We start from the raw sequence: 21,481 nt of genomic DNA, 5'->3' as shown, positions 1-21,481 counted from the left end.
TTTGTGCAGCAAGCGTAAGCAACATCAATCCAGAACTTTGAGAATACATCATGCGATTTACCGTCAAAGCCAAGCTTGCCAGCGCCTTCGGCGTCGTCATCCTGCTGTCCATGATCGCCGGTGCGGTCGGTTACCTGAAGCTCACCGATATGGTCGGAACGGCCGAACATCTGGTCGCGCGCGCGGGCCGTATGGAGAAGGCCGCTGAGCTCGAGAAGAGTATTCTGGCGCAGGTTCGGGCCGAAAAGAACGCGATCCTGGCGTCCGACGCCGAGTATGACCAATTTGCCGCTGACCTGGCGAAGGTCCGCGAGGCTCTCCTGAAATCCAAGGACGAGATTTATGCGGCCGCGAGCGACAGCGGCAAGAAGATGATGGATGGCTTTGCCACGGCCTATGCCAAGATGAATGCCTATGAGGACGAAACCGTCAGGCTGGCAAGGACGGACAAGGCCAAGGCGACGGACCGCTCGGTCCACGAGGGCCGCAAGGTGGTCGCCGATGCGATGGAGGCCGCCAATGCCTACGTCGTCTACGTCAAGAAGGCGATGGCGGACGAAGCCGAGCAGGCACGGCAGGATGGCAGTCGTGCGGAACTGATGCTGATCAGCCTGGTACTCGCGTCGCTGGTGATCGCGGCCGTTGCCGCCACGTGGATCGCGATCAACATCAGCCGCTCTCTTGCGAGCGCCGTCGGCCTTGCCGATGCGGTCGCGATTGGCGATCTCAGCCACAAGATCCATGCCTCCAGCAATGACGAGATCGGAGATCTCATCAAGTCGCTGAACGCGATGACGGTGAACCTGAATACCACCGCGGCGGTCGCCAACCAGATCGCGCAGGGCGACCTCACGGCGGAAGCCAAGCCGCTGTCGGACAAGGACACGCTCGGGCTCGCGCTCGAGCGCATGGTGGAGAAGCTCCGGCAGATCGTGTCGGAAGCCCTGACTGCTGCACAGAACGTCTCCGCCGGCAGCCAGGAGCTCTCGGCGAGCGCCGAGCAGCTCTCACAGGGCGCGACCGAGCAGGCCTCCTCGGCGGAAGAAGCATCTTCCTCGATGGAGGAGATGGCCTCGAACGTGAAGCAGAACGCCGACAACGCCAACCAGACCGAGAAGATCGCTGCGCAGTCTGCCAAGGACGCCGAGGCCAGCGGTGCGGCGGTCGGGCGTGCCGTCAATGCGATGCAGACCATCGCGGAGAAGATCACGATCGTGCAGGAGATCGCGCGCCAGACCGATCTTCTCGCCCTGAACGCGGCGGTCGAAGCCGCGCGCGCCGGCGAGCATGGCAAGGGCTTTGCGGTGGTTGCGTCCGAAGTACGTAAGCTCGCCGAGCGCAGCCAGGCGGCGGCCGCCGAGATCGGCACACTCTCGGTGGAGACCGTCAAGGTGGCGCAGGAGGCGGGCTCGATGCTGGCCAAGCTCGTTCCGGACATCAAGAAGACGGCAGAACTCGTCGAAGAGATCACTGCGGCCTGTCGCGAGCAGGACGTCGGCTCGGCTCAGATCAACCAGGCGATCCAGCAGCTCGACAAGGTCGGTCAGCAGAACGCCAGTGCCTCCGAAGAGGTGTCTTCGACCTCGGAGGAGCTCGCTTCGCAGGCCGAGCAGCTCCAGTCTACGATCGCCTATTTCCGCATCGAGCATGGCGCAAAGAGCCATGCGCCGACGCCGATCGACCGGGCCGTCAATCAGCTCCGCACCAAGGCAGCGACCATGGTGGCCGTCGAGCGTCCCGCCAAGAAGCCGCAGGCCAAGCCGGCGCGCGCCATCAGGGCCGCGGGTGGTGGCGGCTTCGCTTTCGACATGAACGACGGTGAGGACGATCGGGACGCCGACTTTCAGCGCTGAGACTTTCCAGGGATAGGTCCACCCGCCCATGAGGCGGACCTATCCTAGTTCTCTTGTCGTATAAACGCGTAGGATCCGAGAGATGGCCCGTTTGGCCCGACATTCATTGCATGCGGGCCTTCAGGGCCGGGGCTGGCGGCCATGATGCCCGCCTTGCAGGATACGGCCGTGCATCTGTCGGACCGTCATTTCCGGACCATTGCCGAATTGATCGAGGGCCAAGTCGGCATCAAGCTGCCGCAGGGCAAGCGGCTGATGCTGGAGGGGCGCTTGCACAAGCGCGTGCGTGCGCTGAAGTTTTCCGACTTGAACGAATATGTCGACAACCTGTTCGGGGCCGAACATTTCGACACCGAGCTCACCCATCTGATCGATGTGGTGACGACCAACAAGACCGACTTCTTTCGGGAGCCGCAGCATTTCACCTTCATGCGGGACGTCGCCGTTCCGGCCTTGCTCAAGTCGCATGGGCGCAGGAACGCGAACCTGAAGGTCTGGAGCTCGGCGAGCTCGACCGGCATGGAAGCCTACACCACCGCGATGGTGCTGGACGACATGACGCGGAGCGGATCACGGTTTCAGTACCGCATCCTTGGAACCGACATCTCGACTGCGGTGCTACGCCTCGCCAAGAGTGCGATCTACACACGTGACGTGCTCGCGCCTGTGCCGGAACATTTCGTCAAGCGATACTTCCTGTCGTCGCGGGACAGGTCGCGCGGTGAGGTACGGGTGGCGCCGGAATTGCGGCGCATGACGCATTTCATGCGGATGAATCTGATGGATTCGTCTTATCCCGTCGACCGCGACGTCGATATGATTTTCTGCCGTAATGTGTTGATTTACTTCGACAAGCCGACCCAGCGTAAAGTCGTCGAGCAACTTTGCAGGCATTTGCGGCCGGGCGGCTATCTGCTGGTCGGACATTCCGAGTCGATGATTCACAGTGCCGTGCCGGGTCTGAAGCAGGTTCAGCCCACCATTTTCCAGGTCTGATTGGAGCGCCGCCGAGATGCCGAAGGAGAAAGTTCGCGTACTGATCGTGGACGATTCGGCGTCGGTTCGCCAAATCCTGCAGACGATCCTCAACGACGATCCCGACATCGAGGTGATGGGAACGGCCTCCGATCCGTTTGCGGCCGCGCGCCGCCTCCAGAATGAAATCCCCGATGTCATGATCCTCGACCTGGAAATGCCGCGCATGGACGGCATGACGTTCCTGCGCAAGATCATGGCGCAGCGCCCCATCCCGGTGATTATCTGTTCCTCGCTGACCGAGGAAGGCTCGAACGTGATGTTCGAGGCGTTCGAGGCCGGCGCCGTCGATATCGTCCCCAAGCCGAAGATCGACACGCGGCAGGCGCTGCTCGAATGCTCCACACGGTTGCGTGAATCCGTGAAGTCGGCGGCACGTGCCCGGGTGCGTCCGCGCACGGAGCGGCGGGTCATCGAGAAGAAATTGACCGCTGACGCCATTATCCCGCCGCCGGTGCAGGGCAAGGTGCGGCCGACGACGGAGCGCATCGTGTGCATCGGTGCATCGACGGGAGGAACGGAAGCGCTCAACGACGTGCTCGAGATGCTGCCGGCGCACTGTCCTCCCATCCTGATCGTCCAGCACATGCCGGCAGGCTTCACCGCCGCCTTCGCCAAGCGTCTCGACAGCATCTGCCAGATCGGGGTGAAGGAGGCCGAGGATGGCGAGCCGGTGCTGCCCGGCTGCGCCTATATCGCGCCAGGCGCGCGGCACATGCTGCTCCAGCGCATCGGCTTGCGCTATCAGGTCGCGATCAAGGACGGCCCGCCGGTGTCGCGGCATCGGCCGTCCGTCGACGTGCTGTTTCGCTCGGCCGCCCAGCATGCCGGCGCCAACGCGCTCGGTGTCATCATGACCGGCATGGGCGATGACGGCGCGCGCGGCATGCTGGAGATGCGCAAACTCGGCGCCTCGACCCGCGCGCAGGACGAAGAGAGCTGCGTGGTGTTCGGCATGCCCAAGGAAGCCATCGCCCATGGTGGGGTCGAGAAGGTGGTCTCGTTGAACCACATCCCGCGCGAGATCATGCTCTGGTATCAGGCTGGACACGCAGCGGCGGTGGGCTGATTGCAATGTCGATTCTTCCGGCCAGCAATTTGACGGACGCGATCGCTGCGGTCGAGGACGTCTCGTCGCGCATCGAGGACGTGTTCGCGCGCGTTGGTCATGAGCTCGGTCGCGGCCACACCATCTTCAAGGAACTGAATCAGGGCCTCGCGACGCTATCCGGCGAACTCTCCGGTACGGAGATCGAGGGCGCCGCGACCGCGCTGCAGGAGATCGCCGCGCGGCTGAGCGATCTGGCGCGAGCGCTGCCGGCCGAGAGCGCCCTGCTGGCGACGATCGGCAACAGCACGACAGCGGCGTCCTCGCTGCTGAAGCCGCTGTTCAAGCACATCGGGATGATCACCATCATCGCGCGTAGCGCGCGGATCGAGGCAGCCTCGCTCGACGGCGATCGCGAGGGTTTTCTCGCCTTCACGCAGGAGGCTTACGACCTCGGCAAAGCCGTGCAGGGCTCGATCGAGGGGTGCGCGCGGGACCAGCAGCGCCTATCGGACGCGGTCGCCACCGCATCCGGCCGGCAGAAGGAGTTCGAGAGCCGCTATGGCGATCAGCTGCTCGCCGAGAGCGCCGAACTGGGAGGGGCCTATTCCGGCCTGCGCGACCAGCGCAGCAAGAGCAGCCATCTCGCCGATCTCGCCAGCGGCAGTACGCGGAAGATCGCCGAGGCGGTTGGCGTCGCGATCATTTCCTTGCAGGCCGGCGACAGCACGCGACAACGCCTCGAACATGTCTGTTGCGGCTTGCGCCTTTCATCCGGCCCGACGCCGAGTCTCGTCCCGGAGCAGGTCGTAAGCGAAGACGGCGCACATGCGATCCGCCAGTTGCAGGCGGCCCAGCTCAGGGACGCGCAGCGCGAGTTCGGCGGTGACATCGGCCAGATCATCCGGGCGCTGTCGGCGATCCTCAGTGATGCGGGTGGCATCGTCGGTCACGGCCGCGCGCTGTTCGGCGCCGAGAACGGCTCGTCGTCGTTCCTGACTCGCATCAAGCAGACACTGGCACAGGCCTCGACCCTGATCGCCACCTGCGAGAGCGCCGGTCGCTCGGTCGACGAGGCGCTGGCGGTCGTCGAGGATACGCTGGTGAAATTCCGTCAGGCCATCGCGGGCTTGGCCGAAGCGACGGTCGATATCACGCTGATCGGCATGAACGCGGGCCTCAAGGCGAGCCATCTCGGCAGTCGCGGCAGCGCCTTCGTCGTCATTGCCAACGAGCTCAAGGCGACCGCCGACCAGGTCTCGGCGGGCGCCGGGCGCCTCAGGCCGGTGCTCGACGGCATCGAGCGATCCGCCAACGAATTGAAGGAGCTCCGCGTCCAGGGCGATCCCAGGCAACTCGCCAAGCTCGAGCCGCAGATCCTCCAGGCGTTACGCGAGGTCGAAGCCGGCAATGAACGACTGGGCAAGCTGATGAGCCGGCTCGTCGATGAAGGCGCCGAGTTCGAAGGCCTGATGAATTCGGCGCAAGGCCTGATGAACTCGCTTGGCGAATCTTCTGCGGCACTGCCCACCGTCGCTGCGCGCCTGGAGACGGCCAACGCCGGCACGCATCGGCCACAGCCACAGGACGAGGTGCTGCTCGACGATATTTTCGCGCGCTATACGATGGAGCGCGAGCGCGACGTCCACCGGGAATTTTTGCGGACCCTCGGGCTTTCGTCGACCGCCGCCGCCCGCCGGGTCGAGGCGATCGAGCCTGCGGATGACGGCATAGAATTGTTTTGAGTTTGCTGCCGACGCCGCGTCTGCGGGGTTGGTAATTTGACCAATTGGCTTTGCAGGGCGTTAACCGTGGCGGAATACGCGCCGCATCGGCCATTGTCGCGCCCCAGAATTGGCCGCAAATACCAGTGAATTTTACGACGGATGTTTTTCATGCTGAGAGACGGCAAATACGCTGCCTGGTTTCGGACCCCGCGTGGCCAAGGCACTGGCCTCGTGGATTTGATCGAGGGACGGATCGCGGGTCGCGACAGCTTTTTCACCTATGGCGGCTCTTACCAGGTCGACCAGCAACGCTTCACGGCCGTGCTGACCGTGAAACGGCATGCCGAGGGCGGTGCGAGCGTGTTCGGTCCAGACGAGGTCGAGGTCAATCTCTCGGGCGTGTGCAGCGGCGCGGTGGCGACCTGCTCCGGAACGGCCAGGGAGGCGCCCGAGGTCAAGTTCGAGTGCACGCTGATCTACAGCCAGGAAGATGCGCCGGCAGTAGACCCCAAATGCGCGGTCGTGAAGCTCAATGCCGACAAATTGCCCAAGGGGCTCGACAACCGGTCGCGGCCGCGTCATCCGTTCGCGCCCTCCAGGCCTCCCGCGCCTTAGTCTGGCGTTGACGCTATTGCAGCGAAGGCGGGCCGCGCGAGCGGCGCACAACAAAGCTTTTAGAGATGAAAACCTAGTCTGCGGCCGGACAGCAATGGTGGGAAGAACATGCCTCAGATCTGGATGACCTATGACGAGCTCGGCGCGCTCTGTGACTGCAGCAGCAGCGAGGCGAGGTTGCGAGCCATTCACCTGTCACTTGACCGTCGCAAAAGCCGCGATGGTGCAACGCGGGTCAAGCTGGACCTGGCGTTGACGGCCAAATTCTTTGCCTCTGTCCGCGAGTCGGATTTTGATCTCGATAGCGCCATCGAGGCGCTTCAGGCCACGCATCGGCAGATGGCCGAACTCCTGACGCCGAACGAGGTCCATGGCAGGCGCGGGGTAGCCTGAGCCTACCGGCCGCGGCGCCCGATCAGGGGCGATCAAGAGGGCTGCGTGACAGGACGCGGAGATTCCCGCGATGGCTGTCCCGAATCAGGCATAAATCTGCATCCGGAATTTCCGGCTGGGGTCGGTGTTCCAACCGCGACGGGCCAAAGAGCCCGCAGGAGGGTGCGATGAGGAAAGCCAACTATCGGGTCTGCGTGACTCTGCTGGGGATGGCGATGCTGGGCGGGCTGGTCGTCCTGACCGCCGCAAAGGCAAACGCAGAGGTCGTGAAGCTGCAGGCCGACCTCAAAGGCAGTAGCGAGGTGCCGCCTAACAACTCGACCGGGTCGGGTAAGGCAGAAGCAACCTACGATTCCGAGACCAAAACCCTGACCTACACGGTCACCTATGCCGGCCTGACGGGCCCCGCGCTGGGGGCCCATTTCCACGGCCCCGTGGAGCCAGGCAAGAACGCCGGCATCGTGCTGCCGTTCAAGACCGTCCAAAGCCCGATCCAGGGCAGCGCGACCCTGACCGACAATCAGGCGACGGATCTGCTGGCCGGAAAGTGGTACGCGAACATTCACACGGCCATGAACCCGGGCGGCGAGCTGCGCGGACAGATGATGAAGTAGGCGCTGATATCCCCGGCTCGTTGACGTTCCCGGTCAGCCTGCAGCCGTCTCCGTTACGACGGTGGCCTGGGCAAGAAGGCCAGGATCGTCTGGGCAAGGATGACGCCTACGGTGCCTCCTGACGCCTTTTGCAGGACGTCCAGGACACCTGGGTCGCGATCGGGCGTCAGCGCCTGGAGCAATTCGAGCCCCATTGCGACGGCCAGCACAAGTGAGCACGCCAAAACGAGCCGTCCTGGGAGCAAGAACGACAGAAGAAAGCCTAACAGCCCATAGGCACTGAAGCGCTCGATGACAACGACCCAGTATGCCTCGGCATGGCCCATGAGCGCGGGCCTCCCCGCCAGCCTCGCCAAAGTGGCATAGGCGATGAGGGCGAGGCAAATTCCCACGGCTGCGATCAGATGATTTCGGCGCATGGCCCAACATAGCCGTTTGAGGGGCGTCCTGCTTCGAAAGGCGAGAACATCGTTAAAGCAACCTCGTTACTTCCACGGGCGGCGCGCCACTGCGTAAACCGTAGCCGATTGTGTGACTCGGACGCTCGGGAGGGGCGCTCGCTAAGCGGGTGGCTGGAGCCCGACGAGAAAGTCAGGCCACCAATGCGTCGGCCGGCGCTGCGGGTGCGGTGCGGCGGCGGGTGTCGACCAGCTCACTGAATTTTGGAAACGGCAGAGGCGCGGCGACGAGATAGCCCTGGCCCTCTTCAACGCCGGAGGCAACCAAGGCGCGGCGCTGTTCTTCTGTTTCGATTCCTTCAGCAACGACCGTCATTTGGAGGTCTTTGGCGAGCGCGACCAACATCTCGACAATCGTCGTGGTCGATGCATCCACGGTGATTGTGTCGACGAAGAATTTATCGATCTTGATCGTGTTGGCACCCAGGCCCTTTAGTCGCGATAGTCCGCTGTGGCCGACGCCGACGTCATCGATGGCAACGCGGAAACCATGGTCGCGCAGCTCGGTCACGACAGCAGCGGCGCGTGCGAGATCGTCGAGCTCGTCGCGTTCGGTCACTTCGATCACGATTTGCCGCGCCGCAATCTTTGCCGTCAGGACGGTGCGCCGAAGCGTTTCAACGAAGCCCGGGCTGAGGAGGTGCTTGGGCACGACATTGAAAGAGAGCTTGAAATCCTTGTCCGCCTTCAACAACGGCCGAAGGTCGGACAGTGCCGATTTCAGGATCTGCCAGGTCATGACCTCAATGCGGCCGCTGGACTCGGCAAGCGGAATGAAATTCATCGGCGGGATGACGGAGCCGTCGTCGCGCAGCCAGCGAGCCAAGACCTCACAGCCTTTGATCTGTCCCGTCCTGAGATTGAAGATGGGCTGATAATAAGGCTTGAATTCGCCCGCGGTCAGAGCTCGATCGAGATCGGCGACCGGTCCTTCCGTGCGGCGACTCCGTGCCAGCAAGATGCCGAAGAGAGCGCCAAGGATAACAGCTACCGCGAGCGCCGGCCAATATGCTTCGTTATTTCGTATCGAGAGAACGGCGCCTTCGACTTCGATCGTCGCCTTGAGCGGATAGCGGGCGGAAGTTCTGTCGAAACGTCTCGTGTTCTGCAACGCCCTGTCGGTATCAGGCAAGAACTCGCCAAGCTTCTCTCCATTGCTCAGGGCGAGGACCACCTCGCTGTGCCCGCGCAACTCGGATGGCATGATGTCGAACAGGCTGGCGTTGATGCCGAGGATAGCGACCAGCGCGGCGTTGCTGCTGATATCCTTGAGGACGCCAAGTGCATCGCCGCCGAACTGCTGAACGCGAAACAATGAGAGATCCTTGTCGCGTGACGGAAGCATATCCCGGCGGTCGATCCACCCCTTATCGAACTCCAGCGTCTCGGAATAGGCCGAGCAGATCACCGAGCCGTCGGGATTTACGAGGCGGACATCCTTGATCGCAGAGCGTTGGTAGACATGGAGACGAATGGTCTGCAGCGTCGCAGGCTCGCAGTTCACAACATCGCGCTTTCCGAGCTCGGTCAGACTAGCGGCCGCGAAATCGACCGCAAATTCGGAGCGACGCAGCACGACCTCGGTCAACTCCTCGAGCTGGCGGGCCTGCTGGTGGCGAATGACGCGTTCCGCCGCAAAATGCCCCGCCAGGCCGAACGTGACCATGCTCAAGAGCACGAGCGCGGCAAACTTGAAGGTCGGTCGCTGTAATCCCATCGTGCCCGGGCGCAGATTGAGGACGTTTCCTGCTGATCCTAGTCAGGAGGCGCTAAGATAGAGTTTAATGCGCAAATGAGGCGTGGAGCGAAGGCTGGATCCAGTCTGCCCATTTGGTGGGCGGTGTGCTCTGGACCGAACAGCTGTCCGCCGGAGCGGTCCGCATGACGTGATCATGCGCCGAATGACCGAATGAGAGGACTGATTGATGATCTGGCCAATTGGCACGAACCGGGCTTTTGGGGTGGTTTTGGTGGCCATGATGGCTGGAAACACTGGAGCTTCAGCGCAGGGAACCAAGGATCGGGTCTCCGGCACACAGACAAGTTCCACGATCCGGAGCGGGGTCAGCACGGGTTCTAGCCGAGATAGCATGGGGGGCGCCTTCAAAGGCACGGGAATGCCGACCTACGGAACCAGTCCGGGAATGGGATCCGCCAAGAAAGCGCGGCCTTAGGGCCTGAGATTGCAGGCTTCAGGACAGGGAATCCACGACCACACTTATAGGCGGGACGCTCCGAAACGCCTTTCCCAGCAAATCCTATCGCCACATGCGACGATGAAGCGAAATGGCCTCGGGCTGATAAGGAGGGATGGGCCTGCTCAAGCTGGTGCCCCCATTTGAGGATCGCCTGATCCGCAATCGCAAAACCACAAAGGCGATGTTGATAGCCAACCAAATCAGTAGAGCGGAAACGGCAAGATGCGCCACGGCCTGATCTCGCTAAGAAGTCTGGGGCAAACGCCAAAGCTCTGTTTATGTTCCCCTTCGGCTGCGGTCGGAGCAAGCTACCCGTTCAAGGCTGCCGGCTCTTCCTCTCAACGTCGCCGGCCTAAGCCTGAACCGTCATATTCTCTGCTAGAGGCGCCCAGCAAAGGAGACTTGTCCGGATGGTCCGGGAACTGCCGAAAATCCTGAAGGTCGAGCGCACGACGATCTCGCCCTGGCTCGAGGTCATCGCTCGGGATGTGAGCTTCTCGAGCGAGTCTGCCGTGGAGACCTATTACTCAATCGCGCAGCCCGACTATGTGGCGGTCCTGGCCGTTACGCCCGACTCGCGTATTCTCCTGGTGCGCCAATATCGTCCGGCGATCGAGCGCTTCTCACTGGAATTGCCTGCGGGGATGGTTGACCCGAACGAAGATGCGCTCGATACGGCCAAGCGCGAGCTGCTGGAAGAGACCGGCTACCCCACGATGAGCATCGAGCCCATCGGTCAATGCGCGACGTGCTCGAGCCGGATCAGCAATGCGACTCATTCGTTCTTCGTCAGGACAGGCGATCGCGTGGCGGGCTTCATCGAGGAGCCGCGTGTCCAAGTTAGCTCGGTCTTGCCGAGTGAGCTTCGTCGGCTCGTTCTCTCGGGGGAGTTTGGCGAGCAGACCCATTTGGGCGTGCTGGCCCAGGCGTCAGCGAAAGGGCTTGTGGCTCTTTAGCCTGCATGTCGAGTCCGGGTGATGATCTGTTCGGTCTCATCACGGGTTTCGCCGCAGATTGATGCGGCGCGGAATCTCGCGTTGCGGCCGAGAAGTCGAGAAAGCGGAACGACGCCGTCCCGACGCTCTGCGTCCAAGGCTAACTCTTCTTGCCCGTCTTCTGCTTCAACGACAGGCCCAGGCGCAAGGCCATGCGTTTGATCGCATCGGACGAGCGCCCGAGCTGCTTTGCTGCCTCTTCCAAAGAAATCGAAGACTTGGCCAATTCCATGAGCCGGCGGTCTTCCTTGAATGACCAGGGCTTGCGCGCCATAACCGAAAAGATCCTCTTCGCATCAACACAACCACAAAGCCGCCAAGCGGACCCATGTTCGCTCAGCGGCTTTGCTTGGGTGGGGCCGGGCTTGGGGAGCCCGGTGCGGAGATGGATATGCGATCGGGAGATGCGTGCAACAAACAACCCGAATTAAGCTAACTGCTCAACCTTACCGGGATAAAATCAGAGCATATCGCTCCGTATAACCACGGGGTTTCGTCAATCGAGACCGATCCGCGTGTGCCGGTAACCGCGATCGAGAATGTTTTGCCACCATGTCCGGTTGTCGCAGAACCAGCGGACGGTCTTTGCAAGCCCGCTCTCGAAATTCTCGCGCGGCCGCCAGCCGAGCTCGCGCTCGATCTTGCCGGGGTCCATGGCGTAGCGGAAGTCGTGGCCGGGACGATCGGCCACGAAGCTGATGAGGTCGCGGCGTGACGCTGCGGCGCTGGGCGCGAACTCGTCGAGCAGATCGCAGACATGCTTCACCACGTCGAGATTGGTCCGCTCGCAGCGCGCCCCGATGTTGTAGGTCTCGCCGATCGTACCGCGCTCAAGCACGAGTGTCAGTGCCTCCGCGTGGTCGGCCACATAGAGCCAGTCGCGTACGTTGCTGCCGTCGCCATAGACCGGCAACGGTTCGTTCGCCAATCCGCGAATGATCATGTGCGGGATCAGCTTCTCGGGAAAATGATAAGCCCCGTAATTGTTCGAGCAGTTCGTCACCATGGTGGGAAGGCCGTAGGTCTCCCGCCAGGCGCGAACGAGATGATCGGACGAGGCCTTGCTCGCCGCATAGGGCGAACTCGGCGCGTAAGCCGTATCCTCGCTGAACGTGCCGTTGCTGCCGAGTGATCCGAACACCTCGTCGGTCGAGACATGGAGAAAGCGGAAGCGCGCTTGCGTCTCCGGTGTCAGCCCCCGCCAGTGGCGCAATGCCTCCTGAAGCAATGTGAAGGTGCCGACCACGTTGGTCTGGATGAACTCCGCCGGGCCGTCGATTGAACGATCGACGTGGCTCTCCGCCGCGAGATTCATCACGGCATCGGGTTGGTACTTCTCGAACAGCGCCCGCAGGCCGAGGCTCTCGCCGATGCATTGCTGCGCGAAGACGTAGCGCGGATGGCCGGCCGCTCCCGGCAGTGAGTCGAGATTGGCCGCGTAAGTCAGCTTGTCGATGTTGACGACGTGCGCGCCGGTATCCGCGAGCAGATGCCGGATCGCGGCGGAGCCGATGAAGCCCGCGCCGCCGGTCACGAAGATGGTGATGCCTTCAAAGCGCATTCGGTCTCCGCCTCAGGAGCCGTCGCCTTGCGCCCGAACGAGCGGTAGACCGACAGCAGATATTCGCCGTAGCTGCTCTTGGCGTTTTTTTGCGCCAGCTTCTCGAAGGCTTCAAGGGAGATGTAACCCTGTCGCAGCGCAATTTCCTCGGGGCAGCCGATGCGCAGCCCCTGCCGCTGCTCGAGGATCTGGACGAAATGGCTGGCCTCAACCAGCGAGGAATGCGTGCCAGTGTCGAGCCATGCCATGCCACGGCCCATCAGCCGCACGAACAGCTTTCCGCGCTCCAGATAGACCCGGTTGACGTCGGTGATTTCGAGCTCGCCGCGCGCGGATGGCGAAATGCCGGCGGCGATGTCGAGAACGTCATTGTCGTAGAAATAGAGCCCGGTCACCGCGATGTTGGAGCGCGGCTGGGCTGGCTTCTCCTCGATCGACAGTGCCCGTCCGCCGGCGTCGAGCTCGACTACGCCATATTGCTCCGGCGTGTTGACGGGGTAATCCGAAGATCGTGGCCCCATGCCCTTGCGCAGCGGCTTGGTTCAGCATCTCGGGCAGGCGGTTGCCATAGAAGATGTTGTCGCCGAGCACGAGGGCTACGGGGTCGTTGCCGACGATGAAAGCGTCCGCCAGTCCGCGCGGGCTGTCCTGATGGGCGTAGGAGAAGTGCAGACCGATCTCGGAGCCGTCGCCCAGCAGTCGCTGGAACAGCGGCTGGTCCTGCGGCGTCGTGATGATGAGGATGTCCCGGATACCTGTGAACATCAGGGTCGACAGCGGATAATGGATCATGGGCTTGTCGAAGACAGGAAGGAGCTGCTTCGACACGACCGCGGTCACCGGATAAAGCCGGGAACCCGTTCCCCCTGCCAGGATAATACCCTTCATGAACCGCTCATCCCCTAGGCCTCTGATACTCCATGGGACGGGAGGCGCAAAGCGGTTCTGGCAGGCGCGCTTGAGCCGGACCCGGCAATTCGGAGGGAACGCCTACCCAAGGCGGGCAGAAAATTCGCAAAAAGAGAATCTTTCTGTCTCTGAAGCTTCATGATTGTCTCTGGATCCTGTCACCCGGTGCGGGCGATCAATCTTCAAGCAGCGTGTCGCACAAACTTCATCGTCCTCTGACAAAATTTTCAGCGGTGTCGATCTTGAAGTCGTCACAACTGCACGATGAAATGCGATGGGAGGAGCGTTCCGAGAACGTAGGAACATTCCAATGATACCAATTCTGGTTTTGTTATCGATCTTTGCCGCCGGCTTTTGCTGTGGTTACGGCATCCGGGCGTGGCGCTCGCGCAGGCGATCGGCGCGGTATCGTCTCTATGCGCCTTATACTCCCGCCTCTATTGGAGCTGGCCGAAGCCAGCCCCGCCCGTGATCGATGGGCTGCGCACCCATTGGCTACGCGCTCGAGGTCCCGCTGTGACGGATCTCATTTGGCATCGATCGCGGCACCGAGACAAAATAACCATGCGCGGTTAGGTTAATTTGCGGCCGCTCTTGAGAGCCAGGGAGGCAGGGCTTAGAAACTCACTGGTCTACTGCGAGTGTTCAGACCGCCCGGAATTGCGGGGCGCGAGCGTGAGGAAACGTAGATGGCGTATCAGGTTGCGTTGTTGGGCGTGACTGTTGGCTTGGTCGCTTTGATTGCTTTTGTGTGTATTTATGGTCGACGGCTTGAAGGTCTCTCTGGCCCCTGGATCCTCAGTGAGGGCCATCGCAATGATTGAGCAAGAACGCCATGCGCCCCGGAGATATTTCGTCGATGCGCAGGGGCATCGTGTGCTGATCGGCTTGTCGCTGGACGAGACCACGGAATTCGAGGCCCTGGATCTGTCGTCGATCGAAGCATCGGCGTGCGGTGGCCTCGGCGGAGGCGCCGTCGGAGAGGCCGAGGTTCGATGGCTCGAACTTTACGCCAAGCATGAGGGAGCTTGGCGGACCTGGATCACGCAAAGTCGAGCCGAGCAGGCGCAAGCTTCAAACTTTATTAACTATATCTGACCGATGGTGTCGGCCTCGAATTCGAACGTGGGATGGCCCAAATGTTTCAGCTGTTCCTGAGGGCGCGCGCACACAATCTTCTAAATCCCCGGCGCGAGGACAAGGGCTTCAAAGCCCGTTCAGTCGAGCGCGACGCCGAAACCGACCGGGTACGGATCGATGCGATCATGACGGCGCTTGAGACCGCCCTGCTGGAGGCGGAGAGAGAGCAGGCCGGCCTCAATCGGCGTGTTGATGACGCGATTGCGCGGGCGTCCGTCACCTTCGGTAACGGCACCGACGAATATCTGGAGCGGGAGCCGCTCGACAATCATCACCAAGACCTCTTTGCAGCCGATATTTCGAACGGCCAGCGGCGGCTCAAGGAGCTGACGAGCACGATTGCGCACCTGAAATTCGTCAAAGCAGCAATGCTTACGCGCTTCCCGGATTTCAAGCCGCCGCAGCTCAACAGCTAGTCCCAGGAGCATTCGCGAGGCATTCAGCGGCCCCCTTCCGGATACGGCCGGATTTCCCGACCGCAGATCTGCGACGTCCCGGGAAGCTGGATCATTTGTCGTTGGGCGGTTCGATCCCTTTTGATATGGTCTCGCGCAAGCATTCATGGGATCGAAGGAGCAAAACAGGTGCCCGTCAGAAATATGTCAAAATTGCTCGGACTCGCGTGTCTGTTGACGTTGGCTGCCCCCGTGACAGCTTCTGCCATTACCGCCGAAGTGGCGCGTACATGCGACGCGGCGGCTTCCAAGGCCTTTCCGCCAAAGCAAGTTGGTAACCCGGCCGCCGGCAGCGCCAAGGGATCGGCCAAGGAGCGGCGTGACTATTTCAGCAAATGCGTCGCCAATAACGGCAAGGTTGACGATGCGCCTGGCGATGCGCCGAAAGACACCAAAGCCGACAAATAAGCGAGACACGCCGCAAATAGGCTGACGTGCGCCGGGGCTAACGAGGCGGTGGGCAAGGCGAGTAGAATGCACCGTTGGTCGCGTTGATGCGCTCCACGCATTGATTGGGGTCGGTGACAGTCCCGGCCACCGTGAAATCGTAGCCCATGCCCTTGACCACCACGATGTAGTCGAGCGTGAAGAACCCTAACTTCAAGCTGGATTGGCGATCGGCTCGGTGAAGAGCGCGGCCAGGATTTGGCACAGCAAAAGGCTGAGCCATCGGATGAGGCGGCGGAAGTTGTAGCCAGCGGCGGCGAGGACGGCGTTGTTGGCGTCGCCGTGCTTGAACCAGAGATAATTGCGGCCCATGCGGTGCTCGGCCTTGAGATACCCGATGACGGGTTCGACGGCGGACCTGCGGCGCAGTTGACGCTTGATCTTCGGCGTCACTCCTCGCTTCTGGCCGGATAGGAAGATCCTGAACTTGTAGTCGGGTGGCGCATTGTGGCCGCGGTATCCCTTGTCGAGGAAGGCGCGCTCGATGGTATTGCCGACCAGTGCCTCCATCTCCGGAATGACCGTCGCCAGCGTATGGCCGTCATAGGGATTGCCGGGCAGCGCCTTGACATGGGTGACGAACTGACCGCCCGCGGTGTGCTTGAGCGTGGTGGCGACGGATAAGGGGCTCGACAGCCGCTCCCGGTCGCGTCATCCCCTTCGCGCCGCCCAAACCGCCGGCGCCTTAGTCTAGCGTTGACGCTATTGCAGCGAAGGCGCGCCGTGTGGGTGGCGCACAACAAAGCTTTTAGACATGAAAACTATGCTGAGGCTGAACAACCGTGGTGGAAGAACATGCCTCAGATCTGGATGACATATGACGAACTCGCCGCGCTCTATGGTTGTACGGGCCCCGAAGCCCGGCTGCAGGCGTTGAACCTGTCGCTCGATCGCCGCAAGAGCCGCGATGGAAACACCCGTGTAAAGCTGAATATGGCACTGATGGCTCGGTTCTTCGAGACGATCCGCAAAACCGAATTCGATCTCGATGACGCGATCGCGGCGTTGCGCGATGCGTATCGTTGCATGTCCGGAGATCTCGCGATTGAGCGGGCGAGCCTCAAGCGCGAAGGGGCGTAGGTCTGCCGCTCGAAGAGCAGTGCACTAGGGAAGCAGGCATCGGCCAGGACCGCATCTCGAGCCTCGAGGCAAATCTGCCGAGACTGTCTAACCCTTCTTGCCGCTCTTCGACTTGAGCGACAAACCAAGCCGCAAAGCCATGCGCTTGATCGCGTCGGGCGACCGTCCCAGCTGCTTGGCGGCGTCTTCCAACGAAGAAGACTTCGCCAGCTCCATGAGCCTGCGGTCCTCCTTGAAAGACCAGGGCTTGCGCGCCATAACCGAAATGATCCTCTCGCCGACGGAACGACAAAGCCGCCAAGCGGACCGATTTTCGCTCGACGGCTTTGCTTGGTGGGGCCGGCCTTGGGGAAGGCCGGTGACGAGAGGAATAAGCGATCCTGGAAACTGCGCAACAAAGACTGCGGATTAAGCTAACTACTCAACCTTACTTACAACTCCGCACCATCACTCCGTAGTAATACGGTTTGCGAGAGTTGCGCCCCATCATCGTTGGTCGACTGCACAATTCGTTTTTCGAACAGCGACACCGCTTGCGTTCGCGCCAGGCGCGGCAGCGAGGTCTTCTCCAGCCCGGAAGCTCAGGACGATGAGTGCGCTCGCTTTCGCGATTCCGGCTCGCCGATCCGCGAGGAGCGCGGGGTAACCACGTATGGTTACGTTGAATTGAGCTGATTGTTGTTCGGGTGCCCTATCGCAGCTACGCGGCGAGCGATTGTAGCTGAAGTGGTTGCGTTCGGTGTCGCCGCGAGTGGAAGTCCCATTTCGTTGTCTGCTTGATTGCATTCGTGCCGCCGGTGAGCGCAGTTTCTTGATCGGGCCACACTCCGCAGCGAACGAACTACCGAAGGCAGGAGAGGAGCGCCGCTTGAAAAGCAACGCACCGCGCCGATATGTCGTCGATGAAATGGGGCGCCATGTCCTGATCGGCCTGACTTATGAGGAGATGCTCGAGTTGCAGCGCGTGGACAGTCGGCAGACGGGGCAGCCCCGGGGCCGGCCAGATGCAGCTAATCGGAACGATCCCGGGATGGCTCACGACGAGCTGAGTTGGCAGGAACTCTATTCCAAGCACGATAGAAGTTGGAAACTTTGGGTGGCGGCGAGCCGGATTGAGCGGTGTAACAGGTTCGATCTTCTCGACTACGACGAAATGTCTGAATCGAATCGCAGAGCCTGTTCAGTTCCTTTTGCGAACTCGTGCCACGACGTGAAAGATTCCCCCTAGGAGTGAAGCGCTTTGAGTTCCGCCGGCCGCGGCGGCATACCAACCAAGTGCTCGCGGATACGTGCCATCCGGCCTCTCTTGAATGTCCCCAGCTTCTAATACACTTGAGTACTGGCGATGGCGTGGCGGATCGAAGCTGTACTCGCAGCGGTGACGTCGACGTAAAGGCCGGGAGTTCCGCGGGCGCCGCGCTGCTTGAGGCTATCGCGACGGAAGCAATAGCTTAAGATAAATTGCTGGGATTTTTCACCGTAAAGCCCCATTTTATTTTTTTGCGAAATATACAGCAAATTCAATATGTTGCGGCGACATCCATTTTTATTTCTATTTTCTAACTTCTTTTTGCCGCTTGACTTGGATTTAAGACCGCTGGCAGAAATTAAAAGGGGTGGGCGAATCGCGCCGTAAAATGCGGTCGGTTCATTAGCGATAGGTTGCGATGTACAAGAAGATCAACCTGGAGGCGATGCCGCTCGATGAGATGTGGGCGCTTCACGAGGAGATTGGGCAGATACTGTCGGTGCGCCTGACCTCCGAAAAGCGCGAGCTTGAAAAGCGCCTGGCCCAGCTTCGCGGCGAGAAGGAGACCGCCCTGGGAGAGCCCGGGGAAGGTGCTTCAAGGGAGCGCCGCAAATATCCTCGTGTCTACCCGAAATATCGTAATCCCAGCGAACCGTCTCAAACCTGGTCCGGTCGAGGAAAGCAGCCGCGGTGGCTGGCTGCCGCACTGAGAACTGGCCGCTCGATCGACGAGTTCGTCATTGCGAATCAAGAGACGGGAGAAGGTACGTCTCGACGACGCCGGGCCTAAACCAGATCCAAGTTGGCGCTTGCTGGCCTGACCAAGACCTTGCAGCCTGTTTGGCTGAGGTCAGTCGGGCTCTCTTGGGGTAAAGACCCGAAGACCAACGGATTGGACGATCCGTATGCGTTCAATTCGTGGGCCCTATCGCCGGTAGCACCGGATTGGCGCCGAATCGCATGGTGCATGCTTGTCATGCAGCGTGGTGGAGCGGGAGATCGGCGGTCGAGGCTGCGGCAACCCGACTTTCACGGTGAAGACAAGCGAGTTGCGATCCTCAAGCGCCAAAGCGCGATTGAGTCAGGCTTGATCGCTGAAACAATAGAAGTGCGCTCCCTCTCCCGCTTGCAAGCAGGAGGGGTGAACGAGCCTCGGTCATTGATTCCTGAAGCCATTCCGCTTTAGCTCGCGCGATTACGGATTTCCGTAAAGCTTGCATTCGGCGAGTTCGGCCGGTTGCCTCCGAACGCGCAGTCGATGGGTGGCGCCTCGCAAGCATGGACAGCGAAGCCCAGATGAGGCGGCCGCAATTTGCGGCGACCGCAAATTTACGTTTGCTTAACCATAATGTTTTACCGATTGTTTACGCGCGAATTAGCGCCCATTGATGTTGGAGCTTGTTCTTTGCCGGCTAGACGCAGCCTAACTTTGAGTATGGCCGCCTGCGCAATGGCGGCCATAGCTGTTTCTGGCTGTACCTCGCCGGGTGCTGTGGGTCTCACAGTCGACGCGCAGCCGAAATTATCGTCTCAGCCGGTGTCGCTGGAATCTTACGCCCAAGCAACTGATCCCTCAACGACAGGTGCGGTCCCGCTGCCATCACGATCATCGCGGGCGGTTGCAACGTCCGAGGGCGGCAACGGGCAGATGATTGGTGCCTCGTCGGAGAAGCCGACAGCGGGGGCGGCCAATGGTACCGTTGTGCTCGATCTCGCAGGCGTGCCTTTGCAGCAGGCGGCAAAAACTGTCCTCGGAGATCTAATCGGCGTGAACTACGTCCTGGATCCGCGCGTCGACGGCGTGATCTCGGTCGAAACGACGAAGCCGGTCACGAAGGCGGAAGCCCTGGAATTGTTTCAAGCGGCGCTAGCACCCGCGGGAGCAACACTAGTCCAAAGCCGGGGCGTCTACCGAATTGTTCCGAGCGACCAAGCCGCTACTGGAATCGTGGCCACCGTCCGTGCAGGAGGCGAAGGAGCAAGTTCGGGCAGTGGAATTCGAGTCGTTCAGCTGAAATATGTGGCCGCTACGGAGGTCGCTCGTGTGCTTGAGCCGATGGTGCCCAAGGGAGCAATAGTTCAGGCCGACGACGCACGCAACATTTTGGCCCTCAAGGGGACACCTTCCGAAATCGACAACATGCTCGACTCCATCGCGGTCTTCGATGTCGACGTGATGAAGGGAATGTCCTTTGCCGTTGTCCCGGTAAAGGCCTCACAGCCCGAAAAAATGGTGGACGAACTTAAGGCGGTCTTCTCCTCGGACAAGGAGGGGCCGCTGAAAGGGCGCGTGAAGTTTGTCGCGAACAATCGCCTTGGCGCAATTCTGGTCATAACGTCTCATCCAAGTTATCTTCCTCGCGCGCAGTCGTGGATCCGTCGGCTGGATTCCCGTGCAAGCGGAACTGAACCCCAATTGCACATTTACCAAGTGCAGAATCGAACAGCCGCAGAGCTTGCGGCGGTTCTGCAATCCATGTTCTCCAGCGAGATGAAGATCGTGCGCCCGCCGAGCAGAAGTGTATCTCCACGTTCAAAGCAGGCCACTCTGCTAGGCGACATGAAAAGGCCGAGCGGTGTCGCAAGTGCGGCGGATTCGGCCGGTCCTGGGGCATTTGGACGAGCGGGTGATCAGCAGTCCAACTCTCGCCAAGTGGATGTTGATCCCGACAGCGTTGCCGCCGAGCCATCCGAAGACAACGGCGGAGCGGATTCGAAGGCCGAGCCCGTCCTCAAGATCGTGGCTGACGAAGCGAAGAATTCGTTGCTGATCATGGCCAACGACCGGGACTATCAACGCGTTCTGCGCGTCGTTCAGGGCCTTGATGTCGTTGCGAGCCAGGTGCTCATCGAAGCGGTGATCGCCGAAGTGACCTTGAACGACAATCTGCAATTCGGATTGCAATGGCAGCTCGCGAAGCAGGGGACGCCAACGGCCACATTCTCCAGCGCCCTTGCGGGAGGAGTCGCGGCGGCGTTCCCGGGATTCAATTACGCCGTGAACACCGCGGGTATTGCGGCCACCCTTAGTGCGCTGAACGCTCTGACCCATGTCAACGTGATCTCAACGCCTTCGCTGATGGTGCTCGACAACAAGACTGCTCGACTGCAAATTGGCGATCAGGTACCGATCACCACCCAGACGGCGACGAGTACGGTCACTGCCAACACGGCGATCGTGAATTCGATCACGATGCAGGATACCGGCGTGATTCTGGCGGTGACACCCAGAATTAATGAAAGCGGTCGAGTTCAGTTGGACATCGAACAGGAAGTCAGTAGCGTCGTGAAGACGACCACTTCCAACATTGATTCGCCGACGATCCAGCAACGGCGCGTGAAGACGACCGTCGTTGTGAACGACGGTGAGGTCCTCGCGCTTGGCGGCATGATCCAAGATCAATCCAACAAGACGAGCACACAGATCCCTATTGTTGGCGACATTCCTGGCCTGGGAGCTCTCTTTTCAAACAGAGGTAACTCGGTCCAGAAGACCGAGCTTGTTATCCTCATCACACCGAAGGTCGTACGGGATCCGACGGAAAGCCGGCTCGTTACGGAAGAATACCGGAGGAAGATGCATGTCTATATGCCGCATACGTCGACCCGAGAGCGGACCTTCGCCAATACCGCGCGGCGGCTGGTGGTCCCGTGAGCTCCACGTCGCGCCTGGTCCTCTCCACCGTCTTGGCGTGCGCCCTGGG

General features: G+C 61.0%; 21 protein-coding genes and 2 pseudogenes. 15 read left to right on the top strand and 8 right to left on the bottom strand.

Going from position 1 to position 21,481, the window contains the following annotated elements; translation table 11 throughout:
• Nucleotides 1-50: 50 nt before the first annotated feature.
• The 7 genes from JJE66_RS29725 (at nt 51) to JJE66_RS29695 (ending at nt 7,285) form a co-directional block, all read left to right on the top strand.
• A complete protein-coding gene (locus JJE66_RS29725; RefSeq protein ID WP_200518028.1) occupies nt 51-1,853 on the top strand; it encodes a methyl-accepting chemotaxis protein in 1,803 nt (600 codons plus the stop codon).
• A gap of 141 nt (nt 1,854-1,994) precedes the next feature.
• Nucleotides 1,995-2,849, top strand: a complete 855-nt coding sequence (locus tag JJE66_RS29720; RefSeq protein WP_200518026.1) for a protein-glutamate O-methyltransferase CheR — start codon at nt 1,995-1,997, stop codon at nt 2,847-2,849.
• Nucleotides 2,850-2,865: 16 nt separating this feature from the next.
• Nucleotides 2,866-3,957: a chemotaxis response regulator protein-glutamate methylesterase gene (locus JJE66_RS29715; protein ID WP_200518024.1), complete on the top strand. Its 1,092-nt coding sequence runs from the start codon at nt 2,866-2,868 to the stop codon at nt 3,955-3,957.
• 5 nt (nt 3,958-3,962) lie between these two features.
• A complete protein-coding gene (locus JJE66_RS29710) occupies nt 3,963-5,681 on the top strand; it encodes a chemotaxis protein (RefSeq protein WP_200518023.1) in 1,719 nt (572 codons plus the stop codon).
• A 150-nt stretch (nt 5,682-5,831) separates the two neighbouring features.
• Nucleotides 5,832-6,278, top strand: a complete 447-nt coding sequence (locus tag JJE66_RS29705) for a hypothetical protein (protein WP_200518021.1) — start codon at nt 5,832-5,834, stop codon at nt 6,276-6,278.
• A gap of 108 nt (nt 6,279-6,386) precedes the next feature.
• Entirely contained in the window at nt 6,387-6,671 is a 285-nt protein-coding gene (locus JJE66_RS29700; RefSeq protein ID WP_200518019.1) for a hypothetical protein, read from the top strand.
• A gap of 167 nt (nt 6,672-6,838) precedes the next feature.
• Nucleotides 6,839-7,285 carry a CHRD domain-containing protein gene (locus JJE66_RS29695; protein WP_200518018.1) on the top strand — a complete coding sequence of 149 codons (447 nt, stop codon included), beginning with the start codon at nt 6,839-6,841 and terminating at the stop codon, nt 7,283-7,285.
• A 53-nt stretch (nt 7,286-7,338) separates the two neighbouring features.
• Here JJE66_RS29695 and JJE66_RS29690 read toward each other — a convergent pair whose 3' ends face one another.
• Both JJE66_RS29690 and JJE66_RS29685 read right to left on the bottom strand, forming a co-directional pair.
• Nucleotides 7,339-7,704, bottom strand: coding sequence for a VanZ family protein (locus tag JJE66_RS29690; RefSeq protein ID WP_200518016.1), 366 nt, complete (start codon nt 7,702-7,704; stop codon nt 7,339-7,341).
• 172 nt (nt 7,705-7,876) lie between these two features.
• Nucleotides 7,877-9,460 carry an EAL domain-containing protein gene (locus JJE66_RS29685; protein ID WP_200518014.1) on the bottom strand — a complete coding sequence of 528 codons (1,584 nt, stop codon included), beginning with the start codon at nt 9,458-9,460 and terminating at the stop codon, nt 7,877-7,879.
• An 891-nt stretch (nt 9,461-10,351) separates the two neighbouring features.
• Here JJE66_RS29685 and JJE66_RS29680 point away from each other — a divergent pair.
• Entirely contained in the window at nt 10,352-10,897 is a 546-nt protein-coding gene (locus JJE66_RS29680) for an NUDIX hydrolase (protein ID WP_200518013.1), read from the top strand.
• 139 nt (nt 10,898-11,036) lie between these two features.
• On the opposite strand, the gene JJE66_RS29675 is transcribed toward JJE66_RS29680, so the two are convergent.
• The 3 genes and pseudogenes from JJE66_RS29675 to rfbA form a co-directional block, all read right to left on the bottom strand.
• Nucleotides 11,037-11,210, bottom strand: a complete 174-nt coding sequence (locus JJE66_RS29675; RefSeq protein ID WP_200518011.1) for a hypothetical protein — start codon at nt 11,208-11,210, stop codon at nt 11,037-11,039.
• Nucleotides 11,211-11,432: 222 nt separating this feature from the next.
• Nucleotides 11,433-12,497 carry a dTDP-glucose 4,6-dehydratase gene (gene rfbB, locus JJE66_RS29670; RefSeq protein ID WP_200518010.1) on the bottom strand — a complete coding sequence of 355 codons (1,065 nt, stop codon included), beginning with the start codon at nt 12,495-12,497 and terminating at the stop codon, nt 11,433-11,435.
• Nucleotides 12,467-13,385, bottom strand: a pseudogene (rfbA, locus tag JJE66_RS29665) (glucose-1-phosphate thymidylyltransferase RfbA). Before rfbA ends, rfbB begins: the two are co-directional and overlap by 31 nt.
• Nucleotides 13,386-14,207: 822 nt before the next feature.
• Here rfbA and JJE66_RS29660 point away from each other — a divergent pair.
• The 3 genes from JJE66_RS29660 (at nt 14,208) to JJE66_RS29650 (ending at nt 15,409) form a co-directional block, all read left to right on the top strand.
• Nucleotides 14,208-14,504, top strand: a complete 297-nt coding sequence (locus JJE66_RS29660) for a hypothetical protein (RefSeq protein ID WP_311979973.1) — start codon at nt 14,208-14,210, stop codon at nt 14,502-14,504.
• A gap of 41 nt (nt 14,505-14,545) precedes the next feature.
• Nucleotides 14,546-14,962 (top strand): hypothetical protein, encoded by a 417-nt coding sequence (locus tag JJE66_RS29655; protein ID WP_200518008.1) that lies wholly within the window; start codon nt 14,546-14,548, stop codon nt 14,960-14,962.
• 183 nt (nt 14,963-15,145) lie between these two features.
• Nucleotides 15,146-15,409, top strand: coding sequence for a hypothetical protein (locus JJE66_RS29650; protein ID WP_200518007.1), 264 nt, complete (start codon nt 15,146-15,148; stop codon nt 15,407-15,409).
• Between the two features lie 37 nt (nt 15,410-15,446).
• Here JJE66_RS29650 and JJE66_RS29645 read toward each other — a convergent pair whose 3' ends face one another.
• A complete protein-coding gene (locus tag JJE66_RS29645; RefSeq protein ID WP_200518962.1) occupies nt 15,447-15,605 on the bottom strand; it encodes a hypothetical protein in 159 nt (52 codons plus the stop codon).
• A pseudogene (locus JJE66_RS29640) lies at nt 15,602-16,072 on the bottom strand (IS5/IS1182 family transposase); the annotation flags it as partial. The gene JJE66_RS29645 and the pseudogene JJE66_RS29640, both read right to left, overlap by 4 nt.
• A gap of 171 nt (nt 16,073-16,243) precedes the next feature.
• On the opposite strand from JJE66_RS29640, the gene JJE66_RS29635 reads away from it, so the two are divergent.
• Complete coding sequence (locus JJE66_RS29635; protein WP_200518000.1) at nt 16,244-16,528, top strand: hypothetical protein; 285 nt, start codon at nt 16,244-16,246, stop codon at nt 16,526-16,528.
• Between the two features lie 87 nt (nt 16,529-16,615).
• On the opposite strand, the gene JJE66_RS29630 is transcribed toward JJE66_RS29635, so the two are convergent.
• Nucleotides 16,616-16,786 (bottom strand): hypothetical protein, encoded by a 171-nt coding sequence (locus JJE66_RS29630; RefSeq protein ID WP_200517999.1) that lies wholly within the window; start codon nt 16,784-16,786, stop codon nt 16,616-16,618.
• Between the two features lie 610 nt (nt 16,787-17,396).
• On the opposite strand from JJE66_RS29630, the gene JJE66_RS29625 reads away from it, so the two are divergent.
• The 3 genes from JJE66_RS29625 (at nt 17,397) to gspD (ending at nt 21,432) form a co-directional block, all read left to right on the top strand.
• Entirely contained in the window at nt 17,397-17,756 is a 360-nt protein-coding gene (locus JJE66_RS29625) for a hypothetical protein (protein ID WP_200517997.1), read from the top strand.
• A gap of 439 nt (nt 17,757-18,195) precedes the next feature.
• On the top strand, nt 18,196-18,567 hold the full coding sequence (locus tag JJE66_RS29620) for an H-NS family nucleoid-associated regulatory protein (RefSeq protein WP_200517995.1): 372 nt from the start codon (nt 18,196-18,198) through the stop codon (nt 18,565-18,567).
• 858 nt (nt 18,568-19,425) lie between these two features.
• The gene (gene gspD / locus JJE66_RS29615; protein ID WP_200517993.1) at nt 19,426-21,432 is read left to right on the top strand and encodes a type II secretion system secretin GspD; all 2,007 of its coding nucleotides are present in this window, start codon (nt 19,426-19,428) and stop codon (nt 21,430-21,432) included.
• The last annotated feature ends 49 nt before the right edge of the window (nt 21,433-21,481 follow it).

Source organism: Bradyrhizobium diazoefficiens (assembly GCF_016612535.1).
In the GTDB taxonomy this organism is placed as follows: Bacteria; Pseudomonadota; Alphaproteobacteria; order Rhizobiales; family Xanthobacteraceae; genus Bradyrhizobium; species Bradyrhizobium diazoefficiens_C.
Note: the sequence above shows the minus strand (reverse complement) of the source record. Positions and strands in the feature narration are given on the sequence as shown.